This is a genomic window from Oleiphilus messinensis, from assembly GCF_002162375.1.
In the GTDB taxonomy this organism is placed as follows: domain Bacteria; phylum Pseudomonadota; class Gammaproteobacteria; order Pseudomonadales; family Oleiphilaceae; genus Oleiphilus; species Oleiphilus messinensis.
Genome location: NZ_CP021425.1, coordinates 2,521,283 through 2,536,206, shown reverse-complemented (window position 1 = coordinate 2,536,206; position 14,924 = coordinate 2,521,283). Strand labels below are relative to the sequence as shown.

The 14,924-nt window shown below is 46.4% G+C and carries 15 protein-coding genes; 13 read left to right on the top strand and 2 right to left on the bottom strand.

The features are described 5' to 3' along the window. Positions 1 to 124: 124 nt before the first annotated feature. The 11 genes from ccoN (at position 125) to OLMES_RS11085 (ending at position 11,236) form a co-directional block, all read left to right on the top strand. Positions 125 to 1,552: a cytochrome-c oxidase, cbb3-type subunit I gene (gene ccoN, locus OLMES_RS11135; protein WP_087461329.1), complete on the top strand. Its 1,428-nt coding sequence runs from the start codon at positions 125 to 127 to the stop codon at positions 1,550 to 1,552. A gap of 12 nt (positions 1,553 to 1,564) precedes the next feature. After that, entirely contained in the window at positions 1,565 to 2,173 is a 609-nt protein-coding gene (gene ccoO, locus OLMES_RS11130) for a cytochrome-c oxidase, cbb3-type subunit II (RefSeq protein ID WP_087461328.1), read from the top strand. A gap of 5 nt (positions 2,174 to 2,178) precedes the next feature. Beyond that, positions 2,179 to 2,364, top strand: a complete 186-nt coding sequence (locus tag OLMES_RS11125; protein WP_087461327.1) for a cbb3-type cytochrome oxidase subunit 3 — start codon at positions 2,179 to 2,181, stop codon at positions 2,362 to 2,364. Further along, positions 2,357 to 3,262: a cytochrome-c oxidase, cbb3-type subunit III gene (ccoP, locus tag OLMES_RS11120; RefSeq protein WP_087461326.1), complete on the top strand. Its 906-nt coding sequence runs from the start codon at positions 2,357 to 2,359 to the stop codon at positions 3,260 to 3,262. Before OLMES_RS11125 ends, ccoP begins: the two co-directional genes overlap by 8 nt. Before the next feature lie 111 nt (positions 3,263 to 3,373). Further along, positions 3,374 to 4,858, top strand: a complete 1,485-nt coding sequence (ccoG, locus tag OLMES_RS11115) for a cytochrome c oxidase accessory protein CcoG (RefSeq protein ID WP_087461325.1) — start codon at positions 3,374 to 3,376, stop codon at positions 4,856 to 4,858. A 129-nt stretch (positions 4,859 to 4,987) separates the two neighbouring features. After that, the gene (locus OLMES_RS11110) at positions 4,988 to 5,500 is read left to right on the top strand and encodes a FixH family protein (protein WP_087461324.1); all 513 of its coding nucleotides are present in this window, start codon (positions 4,988 to 4,990) and stop codon (positions 5,498 to 5,500) included. Positions 5,501 to 5,551: 51 nt separating this feature from the next. Then, the gene (locus OLMES_RS11105; protein ID WP_198343302.1) at positions 5,552 to 8,047 is read left to right on the top strand and encodes a heavy metal translocating P-type ATPase; all 2,496 of its coding nucleotides are present in this window, start codon (positions 5,552 to 5,554) and stop codon (positions 8,045 to 8,047) included. A 3-nt stretch (positions 8,048 to 8,050) separates the two neighbouring features. Then, entirely contained in the window at positions 8,051 to 8,302 is a 252-nt protein-coding gene (ccoS, locus tag OLMES_RS11100) for a cbb3-type cytochrome oxidase assembly protein CcoS (RefSeq protein WP_087461322.1), read from the top strand. Continuing rightward, positions 8,299 to 8,985, top strand: coding sequence for a sulfite exporter TauE/SafE family protein (locus tag OLMES_RS11095; RefSeq protein WP_087461321.1), 687 nt, complete (start codon positions 8,299 to 8,301; stop codon positions 8,983 to 8,985). Before ccoS ends, OLMES_RS11095 begins: the two co-directional genes overlap by 4 nt. Before the next feature lie 127 nt (positions 8,986 to 9,112). Then, a complete protein-coding gene (gene hemN, locus OLMES_RS11090; protein WP_087461320.1) occupies positions 9,113 to 10,564 on the top strand; it encodes an oxygen-independent coproporphyrinogen III oxidase in 1,452 nt (483 codons plus the stop codon). A 126-nt stretch (positions 10,565 to 10,690) separates the two neighbouring features. Next, on the top strand, positions 10,691 to 11,236 hold the full coding sequence (locus OLMES_RS11085) for a phosphoribosyltransferase family protein (protein ID WP_087461319.1): 546 nt from the start codon (positions 10,691 to 10,693) through the stop codon (positions 11,234 to 11,236). A gap of 10 nt (positions 11,237 to 11,246) precedes the next feature. Here the strand turns inward: OLMES_RS11085 and ttcA are convergent, their stop codons facing one another. Next, positions 11,247 to 12,095 carry a tRNA 2-thiocytidine(32) synthetase TtcA gene (gene ttcA, locus OLMES_RS11080; RefSeq protein WP_087464443.1) on the bottom strand — a complete coding sequence of 283 codons (849 nt, stop codon included), beginning with the start codon at positions 12,093 to 12,095 and terminating at the stop codon, positions 11,247 to 11,249. A gap of 171 nt (positions 12,096 to 12,266) precedes the next feature. On the opposite strand from ttcA, the gene OLMES_RS11075 reads away from it, so the two are divergent. Together OLMES_RS11075 and OLMES_RS11070 are read left to right on the top strand one after the other, a co-directional pair. Then, positions 12,267 to 12,872 carry a TetR/AcrR family transcriptional regulator gene (locus tag OLMES_RS11075; RefSeq protein ID WP_087461318.1) on the top strand — a complete coding sequence of 202 codons (606 nt, stop codon included), beginning with the start codon at positions 12,267 to 12,269 and terminating at the stop codon, positions 12,870 to 12,872. Positions 12,873 to 13,097: 225 nt separating this feature from the next. Next, a complete protein-coding gene (locus OLMES_RS11070; RefSeq protein ID WP_157678265.1) occupies positions 13,098 to 13,724 on the top strand; it encodes a DNA-J related domain-containing protein in 627 nt (208 codons plus the stop codon). On the opposite strand, the gene OLMES_RS11065 is transcribed toward OLMES_RS11070, so the two are convergent. After that, positions 13,691 to 14,824, bottom strand: a complete 1,134-nt coding sequence (locus tag OLMES_RS11065) for a MalM family protein (protein ID WP_087461316.1) — start codon at positions 14,822 to 14,824, stop codon at positions 13,691 to 13,693. The genes OLMES_RS11070 and OLMES_RS11065 overlap by 34 nt on opposite strands. Positions 14,825 to 14,924: the final 100 nt, after the last annotated feature.

The window sequence follows — 14,924 nt, the reverse complement described above, 5'->3', positions numbered from 1 at the left end:
TACTTTACAATAACATAGCGTTATCAAGAGAGATTTACTTGATATGAGTCATTGAAAACCCACCTTCATTTTCGGATACTTGCGCCCGCAAAAACTATTAACTAGAAATCCATTGGTAATCATTATGAGCACAGGAAACGACAATACTACATACAACTATAAGGTGGTAAGACAATTTGCCATTATGACTGTTGTGTGGGGAATTGTTGGCATGGCTGCAGGGGTGTTTATCGCCGCACAGCTTGTTTGGCCACAGCTTAACTTTGATACAGCATGGTTAAGCTTCGGTCGCCTTCGCCCCTTACACACTAATGCAGTAATATTTGCGTTTGGCGGTAGTGCATTATTTGCTACATCGTATTACATCGTACAACGTACGTCACAAGCGCGTTTATTCTCGGATACTCTCGCGTCATTCACCTTCTGGGGCTGGCAAGCAGTCATCGTAGCCGCAGCAATTACGCTGCCAATGGGCTTCACCTCAGCTAAAGAATACGCTGAACTGGAATGGCCAATTGACATTGCCATTACATTGGTCTGGGTTTCATACGCTGTCGTTTTCTTCGGCACAATCATGCGTCGCAAGACCAAACATATCTACGTCGCTAACTGGTTCCTGGGTGCCTTCATTATCATGGTTGCCATTCTACACCTTGGCAATAATATGGAAATTCCAGTAACCATGTGGAAGTCCTACTCCATCTATGCGGGTACGATTGATGCGATGATTCAATGGTGGTACGGTCATAATGCGGTTGGCTTCTTCCTGACGGCAGGCTTCCTGGGCATGATGTATTACTTCGTCCCGAAACAAGCGGGCCGTCCGGTATACTCTTACCGCCTGTCTATTGTCCACTTCTGGGCTTTGATTTCCATTTACGTATGGGCTGGCGCACACCACTTACACTACAGCGCATTACCTGACTGGGCGCAAAGCGCTGGTATGGTCATGTCACTGATTCTGCTGGCACCGTCCTGGGGCGGCATGATCAACGGTATGATGACGCTATCCGGCGCATGGCATAAACTCCGTACTGATCCAATTCTGCGATTCCTGGTTGTTTCTCTGTCCTTCTACGGCATGTCCACTTTTGAAGGCCCGATGATGTCAATCAAAACCGTAAACGCACTGTCTCACAACACGGACTGGACAGTGGGCCACGTACACTCCGGCGCGCTGGGTTGGGTTGCCATGATTTCTATTGGCTCCATGTATCACCTGATTCCAAAACTGTTTGGTCTGCGCAGCATGTACAGCACTGCAATGATCAACCTGCACTTCTGGCTGGCTACAATCGGTACCGTATTGTACATCGCCTCAATGTGGGTAAACGGTATTATGCAAGGCTTGATGTGGCGAGCGGTCAATACCGACGGAACCCTAACCTACAGCTTTGTTGAGTCAGTAGAAGCCAGTCATCAAGGTTACTTTGTCCGTGTAATCGGTGGTGCGATCTTCCTGCTCGGTATGCTGATTATGGCAGTTAATGTCTATCTGACAGTAAAACAGAAAGATGCTGTCGCTATGGACAACGTGCCTCAGACAGCATAAGGAGTATATAAAATGAATCATGAAATAGTTGAAAAGAACCTTGGCCTGATGATCATTCTGACCATCGTGGCAATCAGCTTTGGTGGATTGGTTGAAATCGTTCCATTGTTTTTCTCGAAAAAACTAAATGAACCAATTGCAGGCCTCAAGCCACTGAACGCGATTCAACTGGAAGGTCGGGACATCTACATTCGGGAAGGCTGTCACGTGTGCCACACCCAGATGATCCGTCCTTTCCGAGCGGAAACAGAGCGTTATGGTCACTACACAGTGGCGGGCGAACACGTTTACGAACACCCATTCCTGTGGGGTTCCAAGCGTACTGGTCCGGACCTGGCTCGTGTTGGTGGGCGCTACAGTGACGATTGGCACCGTGCTCACCTTTACAACCCACGTAACGTAGTACCAGAGTCCATCATGCCATCTTATCCTTGGCTGTTTAAAGACAAGGTTGACCATAAATTAACACCGAAAAAGATGGAAGCATTACGAAAAGTTGGCGTCCCGTATACTGATGAAGATATTGCCGGTGCATCTGCAGCAGTTGAAGGACACAAAGAAATTGACGCGCTGGTTGCCTACCTGCAGCAACTGGGTACCATTTTGCCAACCAAGCGGTAATCGCAATGGATATTAATACTGTACGAGGCATATCAACAATACTGGTCATGATTGCATTCATCGGTGTTTGTTTGTGGGCCTATAGCTCTCGACGCAAATCACAATTTGATGAGGCATCGAATCTACCATTTGATGATGACGACATTGACGCTCGTACCCTGAAAAATTCGGAGAAGAAAGACCATGAGTGAAGATTTAAGTACCTTCTGGAGCTTGTGGATAAGTGTAATTGTACTGGGAAGCATTTTTGGGTCCTGGTGGCTACTTTACGCTACACGCAAAAGTCAAACGACTGATACAGAAACTGAAAAAACAATGGGCCATACCTTCGATGGCATCGAAGAACTGGACAACCCATTACCTAAATGGTGGTTTTATATGTTTATTTCCACCATCATTTTCGCGCTCGCTTATTGCGTTCTGTACCCGACCCTCGGTAACTTCCAGGGGATATTGGGCTGGAGCTCCGCGAATCAACATGAGCGGGAAGTTCAAGAAGCGACAGAAAAATTTGGTCCTATATTTGCCAAGCACAGCACCACGCCAATCGCAGAGCTTTCGAAGAATCCGGAAGCCATTCAGATTGGCCAGCGTTTGTTTGCAAACAACTGCTCCTTATGTCATGGCTCAACAGCCCGCGGAAGTTTCGGCTTTCCAAATTTGACTGATAATGACTGGTTGTATGGCGGCTCTCCCGACAAAATCAAAGAAACCATCTTGGTTGGTCGAAATGGCAACATGCCTGCAAAAGGACTGAAGCCTGATATGACTGAAGCCGAACTGCTCGATGTCGTTAATTATATTCTTTCCTTTAGTGATCGATCAGACGATTCTGCATCAGCCGAACGAGGCGGACAAATGTTTCAGCAGGCATGTGCTGCGTGTCATGGCCCGGATGCCAAAGGAAACCAGGCTTTGGGAGCACCGAATCTGACAGATGGTGTTTGGCTCTACGGTGGCACAGCACGCCAGATCAAATATACGATCGAACATGGCCGTGCTGGTGTGATGCCTGCACACAAAGACTTGCTCGGAGAAGACAAAGTTCACATTTTGGCAGCGTATATCTACAGCCTGTCCAACAAGTAAAAGCCGGACTTTTCCACGCAATTCTGCGGGCAATGCGGCGTGCGCATTGCCCGACAGAGTCGCTATAGCAATACCGATCAATTGCTATGTCGATTCAGGAAGTGCTTAATTATGTCCAACAATGCTTCTAACTCAGAAAATGTGTCTTCGGTAACAAAAATACCGACACAAGACATAACAGACTCCAATCAAGCCGGGCTATCTGCAGATACGCCCCCAAAACCACAAACGATTGAGCTCTATGCCAGTCGGAAGAAGATTTACGTAAAAGAAATTCAAGGTTTCTTCCAAAGAATCCGCAGTATCTCGCTTTGGCTGCTTATGGGCAGTTATTTCCTGCTTTGCTGGATTAATGTCAACGGCCAGCCATTGATTCATTTTGATTTACCAGAACGAAAATTTCATTTGTTTGGCACCACCTTCTGGCCTCAGGATTTTATCTTACTCTCCTGGCTCCTTATCATATGCGCCTTTGGTCTATTTTTTATCACGACACTCTTTGGCCGAATGTGGTGTGGTTACACCTGCCCTCAAACCGCTTGGACTTTCGTTTTCATGTGGATTGAAGAACGCATCGAAGGTAGTCGAAACCAACGAATTAAGTTGGACAAAGCGCCTAACTCCACAAACAAGTTGTTGAAGAAATCCCTCAAACATGGGGCATGGCTGTTCGTAGCGCTTGCAACAGGCTTAACATTTGTAGGCTACTTTTATCCGATTCGAGAGCTGGTTCCCGACCTGTTTACGTTTACAGTAAGCAGCGGTTGGGCCTATTTCTGGATCGCCTTTTTTACCCTGGCAACTTACATTAATGCAGGCTGGATGCGGGAGCAAGTCTGTTTGTACATGTGCCCCTATGCACGCTTCCAGTCCGTAATGTTCGATCAGGATACACTCACCGTGAGCTATGACTACCAGCGGGGGGAGCCACGAGGAAAGCGTAAAAAGAGCGCGGATCCCGTGAGCAGTGGACTGGGACATTGTGTGGACTGTGGAATGTGCGTACAGGTTTGCCCGACCGGAATAGATATACGCGACGGCCTCCAGTACGAATGCATTGGCTGCGCACTCTGTGTCGATGCCTGCGATCAGATCATGGACAAAATGAACTATCCACGTGGGCTGATCAGCTACGCGACCGAAAAAGCGCTTGAAGGTAGCGAAAGTCACTTGGTGCGCCCAAAATCCATCGGCTATCTGACGGCTTTGGTGCTTATGGTTCTCGCCGTCGTCTACTCCATCGCGACTCGCATACCGCTGGAGCTGGACGTAATTCGGGATCGGGGTGCACTTTACTACACCACTCCCAAGGGCTTTATTGAAAACACTTATACGCTCAAAATCGTCAATATGGCCGATACTCTGCGCGAATTTGATGTCACAGTTGAAGGACTTCCTGGTGGTTTTATCTCCACCACAACCCGAGTTACCATTCAATCTGGTGAAGTGGCATCAGTGCCTATTAGCGTTGAAACCGACCCGGCAAACCTGAAATCAACCAGTCATGAAATCACATTCTATGCCACCGCAGTCGATAATCCTGACACCGTTGCAGATTCGGACAGCCGCTTCCTTGGCCCACCCCCATTGCTTTAAATGGGAGGCCTGTTAATTGTTACAGGCCGTTCATCATGAAAAGCTCACGGGTTTGCCCCACAAGTGGTATCATAAACAGGCAAACAGTAACTTAACACCTGACCATCCAACTCGAAATCGGTTTTTTAAATGACATCCAGCAGTAACGCTCCCCGTCCTTGGTACAAACAGTTTTGGCCCTGGTTCCTGATCGGCATACCATTTGCTTCGATCGTTTACAGCATGTTCATGATTTACTTCGCCCTGACCAGTCAGAACGAGTTGGTCAACGATGAATACTACAAAGATGGCCTGGCAATAAACATGAACATCTCCAAGGATATGAAAGCAGCGGAATTGGGCATCCAGGCAAAAGTATCGAGCGATAGCGGTATTAATGAGATTCAAGTCCATCTTATGGAAATGCCACCTGAGCAATATTCCGACATTGCCTTGTCGCTTGAGCACCCGACTCTGGCCAAGCTCGATTATCGCACCACCTTGTTGCCGCTTGACAAGCAAACATTTATTGCTGAAATTCCGGAAAAATTCGAGGGTAAACGCTATATCACACTGACTTCTGAAGCCGGTGGATGGCAATTGAAAGGTGTAATCGCGTTTCCTTCTGACACACCAGTTGTACTGGTCAGTCAATTTCAATAATCTCCAATCGAATTGTCTATGCAGGTAACTCCAGCTTCTCCGCAGGATAAAATGTCAGGTCCCGAGGCAGCGGGCATGCGCCCGGAAGACAGCCAGACTCCAACCAGCGAAAAGGATCTAACCTGCTATCATTGCCAGTTGCCGATTCCAGATGACCTGAATCTGAAAACTGAACATGATGGCAAGCAACTTCGATTCTGTTGTCTGGGCTGTCAAGCGGTCGCTGAAACAATTCTGGGTACTGGCCTTACCGCATTTTACCAATACCGGAACGAAAAACTCACCAAGCCCGAGCTGCTCGAAACCCACAAAAAAGAAGAACTCCATTTATATGATCGGGAGGATATCAGTAAGGAATTTACAGAAATCGTTGAGGAACGTATAGACGGCGAATTCACCAAATGCGTCAAGACTCGTATCTATGTTGAGGGCATCACCTGTGCAGCCTGCGTGTGGCTTCTGGAACAGCATCTAAATCAGCAGAATGGCGTAGTCCAGTTCAAGATTAATCACAGCACCCAAATCGCAACAGCTATATGGAACCCGGAGTTGACTCGGTTCAGTGATCTACTGATTGCCATTCACGGCATCGGCTACAGCGCCAAGCCTTATCAAGCCAACGAAATCGATGAACTGCAACAAAAACAACAAAAACAAGCCATATTCCGCCTTGGTGTAGCCGGCATCGGTACCATGCAGAATATGATGCTCGCCATCCCGCTCTACGTCGGTGCATTGAGCGGCATTTCCGAGGAGTTTCTCATTCTGTTCCGCTGGGTTAGCCTGTTGGTTGCCACACCGGTAGTCCTGTATTCAGCAAAACCGTTTTTCGAAGCGGCTTTGCGAGACCTTAAAACCCGCCACCTGACAATGGATGTCCCGGTTTCCCTCGCGATCGGCTGTGCATACCTAGCAAGTGCCTGGGTTACACTATTTGGGGGGGCGGAAGTCTATTTTGATTCAGTCTGTATGTTTACATTTTTTCTGCTTTTGGGCCGCTTTTTCGAAATGCGTACCCGATTCAAAAGCACACTTGGAATTCGCAAACTGCAGCAATTGCTTCCTACCTCCGCAACCCGTATTGCCCCTGATGGCACAGAGCACGTAATCGCTGCCAAGGAAGTTAAAATTGGTGACATTTTACACATCAAGCAAGGTGACACCGCCCCCTGTGATGGCACGGTTTCAGAAGGAAGTAGCAGCTTCGATGAATCAGCCTTAACCGGTGAGTTCATTCCAGTTAGCAAAAAAGCTGGGGACACAGTACTGGCCGGCACCATCAACGTCGAACAAACCATTTCCATTTGCGCAAGCAAGGAAGCAAACCACAGCCGAATTTCTGCCATCCTCGATATTCTACAGGATGCACTCCAGCATAAACCCCCTCTCGCACGGCAAGCAGACAAAATTGCCAGCTATTTTGTCGCGGGCGTACTTCTGGTAGCAACAGCTGTGGCAGTTTACTGGGGTTTAAACGACCCGGATCACGCATTCGCAATTACACTCTCTGTTCTGGTGATAACATGCCCCTGTGCACTGTCTCTGGCCACCCCGACGACACTGACGGCCGCAACAGATAAACTGAGAGAAATCGGGCTCTTGATTGTGAAGGGACATGCAATTGAGACGCTCGCAAAAACCAACCATATCGTCCTCGATAAAACAGGAACCTTAACTGAAGGCAAGCTCACCCTGAAAAAAATCAAGACCTGGGAAAATGGAGTTACGGACACAGAGATACTGGATGTCGTTGGTGCACTGGAGCGACATTCTAACCACCCTATCGCATCCGTTTTCAGGACATTCGGGAAACATCCAGCTTCACAAGTGCAAATTGTAAACGGTCAGGGTGTTGAAGGCGTTTACCAGAGCACCCGCTACAGGATTGGTAACCAGCGCTTCATTTCTGATTGGCACCCATCTGCTGCGACAAAAAATGATCAGTCAGATGAGTCAGCATCACACCTGATCGAGGTGTATCTGGCATCGGAAAAGGAGTTCCTCGCAACAATTTTTCTTGATGACAACATTAGAAAAGATGCTGTCCCAGTCATTCGCGCTCTCCATACACAAAGAATAAAAACATATATTCTAAGCGGTGATCGACTCGAAGTCGTTCAGCCTTTAGCCGATCAATTGGGTATCGAGAATTACAAAGCAGAAGCTAGCCCGGAAGACAAATTGAACTTCCTAAAAGCGCTTCAGTCTGAACATAACATTGTCACCATGGTTGGGGACGGGATAAATGATGTGCCCGTGATGGCCGGTGCTAACGTTTCTGTCGCAATGGGAAATGCCCGAGACTTCACCAAAGTTAACGCCGACTCCATTTTAATGAACAATGACCTGGCCTGCCTTGAGCAGAGCATTCATGTCTCGCGGAAAAGCCAGCAAATTATCTCCCAGAATCTGGCTTGGGCACTTTCATACAACATTCTTGCATTGCCGATGGCTGTTATGGGGATGATTCCACCCTATCTCGCAGCGCTTGGCATGTCACTCAGCTCACTGATTGTGGTTATCAATGCACTCAGAGTTAAAAGGTAGGTCATGGAAATACTATACGTTCTCATCCCGATTTCACTGACTATTATCGCTGTCGCAATCTGGTTTTTTGGCTGGGCTATCAGATCCGGGCAGTTCGACGACCTGGAGGGTCCAGCGCATCAGATTCTATTCGATGATGACGAGCATATGATTCCAGACTCCGCGAAACCAGCCAAACCACAACAGAGTACTCCAAACAACGAATCTACAAACTCCGGGCTCTCACCTGACACATCCACACACACAGAAAGATGAACAGTTTTGATTATCCCTATTTCGCCGCACTTTTGATTGGCCTGATGGGGGCGAGCCATTGCATCGCCATGTGTGGTGGTATCTCAAGTGCTCTCAGCCTCAGTATAAAAAGCGGAGAGGGTTATACCGCACGGCAAATCCAGACCCTTCTTCTTTACAATACTGGACGCTTGCTTAGCTATGGCGCAATGGGTCTCCTGGTCGGCATTGTCACTTATTCCTCGGTGACAATATGGGCCGAGTCGTTACAGTGGTTGCGTATTTTAGCTGGAACGATGTTGATCTGCATGGGGTTATACGTCGCCCGTATCTGGCTTGGATTACTCAAGCTGGAAAAGGCTGGCAGCTTGATATGGCAACACCTGGAACCATTCGGGAAACGGGTATTTCCGCCCAAAACAGCACTTCAAACACTGCTTTTAGGCAGCATTTGGGGATGGTTGCCTTGCGGGCTGGTGTACAGCACATTGATTTACGCAAGCGCGCAAGCCTCACCCTGGCAAGCCTCAGGCGTGATGCTCTGTTTTGGCTTAGGAACATTACCTGCGGTGATCGGCACAGGACTGTTTGCACAACAATTAAACAAACTAAAAGCCCACCCCCATTTCAGTCAACTAATGGGATTGATTTTGATCGGGCTGGGTCTTTGGACCTTGCCCATCCCCTACACCAAATTTTTCTAACAAATTAGTGCCTGTTGCTCATCGATAATTGTCTGACCATTCATCTCGATATTGACATCCGTCAAAGCGAAAACATCCAACTGAGATAGGATTAAAACATTAAGACAATTATCCGGACAACTGCGTTATGGCACAAATTACCGAAACACATAATGACTCTAATATTATCCCGCTCAAATCCCGAACTGAACTTCTGCAAAAAGGCTGGGAATGGGATGATGAGCTGATCAAACGTTACAATTTGTCCGGTCCACGCTATACATCCTACCCAACGGCGATTCAGTTTACCGAGGGCTTCAATGTCAGTGATTGTACCCGGGCAGCCCAATATACCCAACACGCTGATGACCCGATTTCTCTGTATGTTCACATCCCGTTTTGTGCCCATATCTGTTACTACTGCGCCTGCAATAAAGTCATCACCAAACGGCGGGAAAAATCCCAACCTTATCTTGACCGCCTCTACCAGGACATTGCTCAGCAAGCGGAGCTTTATTCTGGCAATCGGCCAGTAGAACAACTGCATTGGGGCGGCGGTACGCCAACCTTCATCACCCAAGCTCAAATGCGGGATTTGATGGCATGCCTTAATGAACACTTCAATCTTATCAATGATGGATCACAGGATTATTCAATCGAAATTGATCCTCGAGAAGCCAATGGTTCAATTTTAGAAACACTCAGAGACATCGGATTCAATCGAATCAGTCTCGGAGTCCAGGACTTTAACCCCGCAGTTCAAAAAGCCGTAAACAGAATTCAAAGTGAAGTGGAAACCCGTGAAATCCTGAAATATGGGCGTGACTTGGGCTTTAAATCCATCAATATTGATTTAATTTATGGCCTCCCCTTGCAAACAAGGGATACATTTCAAGAGACGCTTGAGCGTGTAATTGAAATGTCCCCGGACCGCTTGTCTGTTTTTAATTACGCACACATGCCCTCCAAGTTCATGCCGCAACGCAGAATTCAGGAACAAGACCTCCCTGCTCCGGCGGAAAAACTGATTATTCTTGAGAATACGATCCGGACCCTGACCTCTGCCGGTTACCGCTACATTGGCATGGATCATTTCGCGAAACCGGATGATGAACTTTCCATAGCACAGGATCAAGGTAAACTACACCGGAATTTTCAAGGGTACACAACCCATAGCCATTGTGACCTGGTCAGCATGGGCGTTTCAGCAATCAGTCAGATTGGTAACTGCTACTACCAGAATCATCACGACCTGGACACCTATTTAACTACAATTGACCAACAAGAACTTCCGGTTAAGCGCGGCGTATGGATGACTACAGATGACTCGATCCGTCGTAATTTAATCATGCAGTTGATTTGTCATTTCAATGTTGATATTCAAAAATTTGAACAACAGAACAACATCGTTTTTTCAGAATATTTCAGTTCTGAACTGAAACGATTACAAAGTATGGAAAAAGATGGGCTCTTAACTGCCACACCAGAGAAGATCACGATTGAGCCAGCTGGCAGGTTGTTAATCCGGGCAGTGTGTCAGGTTTTCGATGCCTATATACCGCAAGACAACATTACCACTGGTTTTTCAAGAATCATCTAAGTTCAGACTCTGCCCTCTGAGGGTAATCTCAGAGGGGACGTAAAGCTGTAAATCGCCTATATTTTGTACTATCGTTAAGATGAAGACTCCGATAGACAGCAAAAATTGCGCGAAGGCAGGTGAAGGATGATTACCGATGAATACCTCATACGCTCACTGATTAAACTTCATCACCACTGGCCTGAAAAGGGTAAAATATACATTGACCTTAGCCCAATTTATGGCTCTCCCCAGGCCATGCATATGGTTGCGGATACCCTGACGCAACAATTTCTGAACCAGCAACATACTCATATTGTCAGCATTGAAACCAGCGGCTTACCCGTAGCATCACTGATCGCCTATAGCTTAGCCATACCTCTTGTTATCATCCGGAAGAACAATTTCAGTCCCGGCTTGGCATTCGATAAACCCGGTCGTTGGTTTCATGAACAGGTTCGAGAACAACGCACGTTATCACTACCTGAGGGTGCAATACCCGAGGAAAGCCGGGTATTGCTATTTGATGATCTCGTATACAGCGGTGAAACACTGCGGGTCGCGTCGGCGCTCATAACCCGAAATAAAGCCGAAGTGACAGATTTTGCGAGCATCGTGAATTATGGAGAAGATGGGGCGAAGCGAATTCAACAACTCGAAATCCCCTATTATTCATTAATCACCCTGGAATGAATGCAGCAAATTACAGATTAATCACATCCAGCTTTTCAAATGCTTCAATTGGCTCAGCGGGTGCAAGGCTCTCGAAATCAAATAAATTGATATCCGCCATATGAGAAGGAACCACATTCTGCATTGACCGGAACATATTTTCGAGACGCCCGGGATAACGTCGATCCCAATCCTGGAACATGTCCTTGATCATCTTACGCTGAAGATTTTCTTGGGAACCACACAAATTACAGGGAATAATTGGATACTGTTTGTATTTCGCGAATCGCTCGATATCCTTTTCACGGCAATATGCCAAAGGACGAATCAAGACATTTCGACCATCGTCACTCTTCAATTTTGGGGGCATCGCCTTCATTTTTCCACCGTGAAACATATTAAGGAACAAAGTTTCCAGAATGTCATCGCGATGGTGTCCCAAAGCAATTTTCGTAGCACCTTTATCTTGAGCCACATCGTACAAAATACCACGGCGTAACCGCGAACAAAGACCGCAAGTGGTTTTGCCTTCAGGAACCTTATCCTTAACGATGCTATAGGTATCGCGCTCTATAACATAATACTCAACACCGATGCTCGCCAGGTACTCAGGCAAAACGTGTTCCGGAAAACCGGGTTGCTTCTGATCCAGATTCACCGCAAACAACTCAAAATGTATAGGTGCGTGAGCCTTCAAATTGGAGAGAATCTCAAGCATGGTGTAAGAGTCCTTGCCACCACTGAGACAACACATCACCCGATCGCCTTCTTCTATCATCTTGAAATCAGCTATCGCCCTGCCAACTTCTCTACGGAGCAGTTTCTGCAGCTTATTCACTTCGACTCGATCTTTACCCTTTGGCTCGGAAAGCAATTCCATAGTTACCACACTGTGTGAAAAAACGGCAATTATAAACAATCTCAGGAAAAAGCTCACCAATGGATTGTCATGTTTCTGAAAATATTGAACTATTTCCGCGTTCACTATTCGTTATTTATCAACAAACTGGCTATAATAGTGGATGAAGATGGAAGACAGTAAGGACACGTCATGAATACCGCAAAATTAGGGAAAAGAGAGTTAAACAGGCAAAATAATCAAAGAGCGATTATGACTGCTGCCCGGGAGTGTTTCAGCGAAGCCGGTTTCGACAAGGTGACCGTGCGGGACATTATCCGTAGAACCGGTTTAGCCTCTGGAACCTTTTACAATTACTTTCCAGACAAAAGATCCATATTTTCTGCCTTAATCGATGACTATATGGGTAGGCTTAATGAGCATCTGGCTAACTTGAGAGGTACAGCTCCTGAGCTGGAGTCTCGAATTAACAGTGCTTATCTCGCTATTTTTACCACTATCGAAGAAGACCCCGAGGTCTACAAGCTAGTGCATGCAAACGACAAGATCGTTCAGGAGATCTACTCCAGCGGCATATTTGGCAAAGCGCTTGAAACATTTGAAAATGACATCAAAAACGCTATTGCTGATGGCCAGCTACCTGACATCAATGTTGACTATATTTCGGCATCCTTCAATGGTGTTGGCTATGAGCTCGGCTTCAGGCTCGCTGATCGAGGAGGCGAACCTAAACAGGCAGCCCACTTCGCCACAAAGCTGTTTTTAGGCGGAGTCAGTGCCTTGCCAGATAACAGCTAGTTTTCCCAGGCACTAACGCCGTTCCGGCCTTACTGTAGTTAAAGTGGTTTGCATGATTCAATGAACCACTTTTTCTACTTTTGCTTTTGCTTTTGCTTTTGCTTTTCTTAGACAAGTATCAAAAATTGGCAGCTGGCAGATAAATTCAAGCCTAGGTTACTCACACTTGATCTCACACTTATTTAATGCCACGCTTGCGACATGTTTAAGCTTATTGACGAGATAATGCCCCAAGTTTTATGGAGCAGCATCCAAAAAAAAATACAGTCAGCCCCCTGCGGTATTTCTGAGTTCGAAATCCTGAAAGATATCGATAAGGAGAAGTACCCTTTCCCGGAACTTCTCAACTTTAAGTCCCCAGGCGCACTCTTCCCGATTCATTTCGCCCTGTTCCACAAGCTTTATTGCTGGCAAAGGGAGCTTTCTGATTCGATGGCATCAACGACTCTCATCATTTCGCCCTTGCAAATCCATTTAAGACCTCACGATTGCAAAAAGCACAACAATGAACTCTCGCAAGAATTGGAAAACATACCGCTGCGACAGTTCTATCTGGATACCGATAATTTATACAGGACAACAGAGGAAGATCTGGATGAAATGCTCCAGTCATTTTGGCGCAGGGTCATTCGTAGTGACCACATTGTTGCAGCACTGGAGACCCTTGGCTTGAACCCCAAGGATATTCAGTACAACGAGAAAGGCTATAAAGTCATTAAGAGAACATATAAACAAATGGCAATGGAACACCACCCTGATCGGGGTGGCTCTCTAAAACAGTCTCAGAAATTGAATGAAGCGATGCAAGTACTCAGAGTTCATTTCAAAAGCTTGAATTCAAATTCGCCTTGATCCGTCAATGCCAATTGTTTCTGACGACCTTTTTTATCAGGAACGGCCTCATTATAGATCTGTTCATTCCGACGGGAAAACACCAGGATATACTTCTCGCCATTCATATAATTAACTTTGAATAAACTCTCCATATAACCGTAACGATTCCAGGTTTCGGGGTGATAATCCAGCTTAGGGTAAACAATCATCCTAAGTGGTTCAAAGCTTCGACCTAACATTATTATGGTAGGGTAGAATAGCCCCTTTTGATCAAACGTACGCATGCGAACGAGCGGATTTGTATTTAATCCAGCTTCGTCTATTTTCACCAGTTCATAACGACTCTGACCACTGGGAAAATTAAAATCATTTGAGCGATCATCAATCTCGACCAAAATTTCCCGTTCTGACGAAAGCGATTGAATATACTCCTTGTCCAGAGACTCACAACACTGCTTTTGGAAAGTGACAAAATCGCCAACCTTAAGCATGTCTGGCGAAAAATGGCTAGCGCCTTGAGCGACCACAGCATCGTAACCAGGAACGACAAAGTATTGGATAGCAGGTGTGACTAACTCTTCACTCACTGAGGCCTGGCTACCATTTGATTGTTTCTGATCAGGGTTGGGAACATACGGAGAATTCTGCAAACGCCCTTCTGCATCACGCCAAACATAAGTGGGCACTTCATTTTCATCACGAATATAGCCACGTCGCGCAAGCTCGTCACCATCCACAAACTCACTTTCATCAACAACCGTAATATCCAGATCAGATCGAATCCGAGGGGCGTCGCCAGAAGAAGTATTCTCAGGATTAGCCAGACCGGGGAGCGGTTTATTCACTATTGTATCGCTCTTCACTGGATCTGCAGAAGGAGTGCGAGCACTCTCCCCAGAGTTCACCTCCGCATCCGACTTTCCTGTGGCCGCCTGATTGTTATTTTTACGAACCACATCTTCGGGTTCAAAGGTCACACCTTCAGGCAAGAATGGATTGCGCTCTTCCTGTATTTTTTGCATTTGAACATTACCATCACTATCAATCCACGTCCGGTATTTTTCAGCAGCATTAACAGGCAAAGACACGGACAACATGATTAAAATTAAAAATCGCATTAGCCTATCCTGGAAGAGAAAAAAGGTACTCCTCGCGGAATACCTTATGGGAAGTGAGTACCTACTACCTATGCTAATAAACCCGATTTTAGCCCAGATA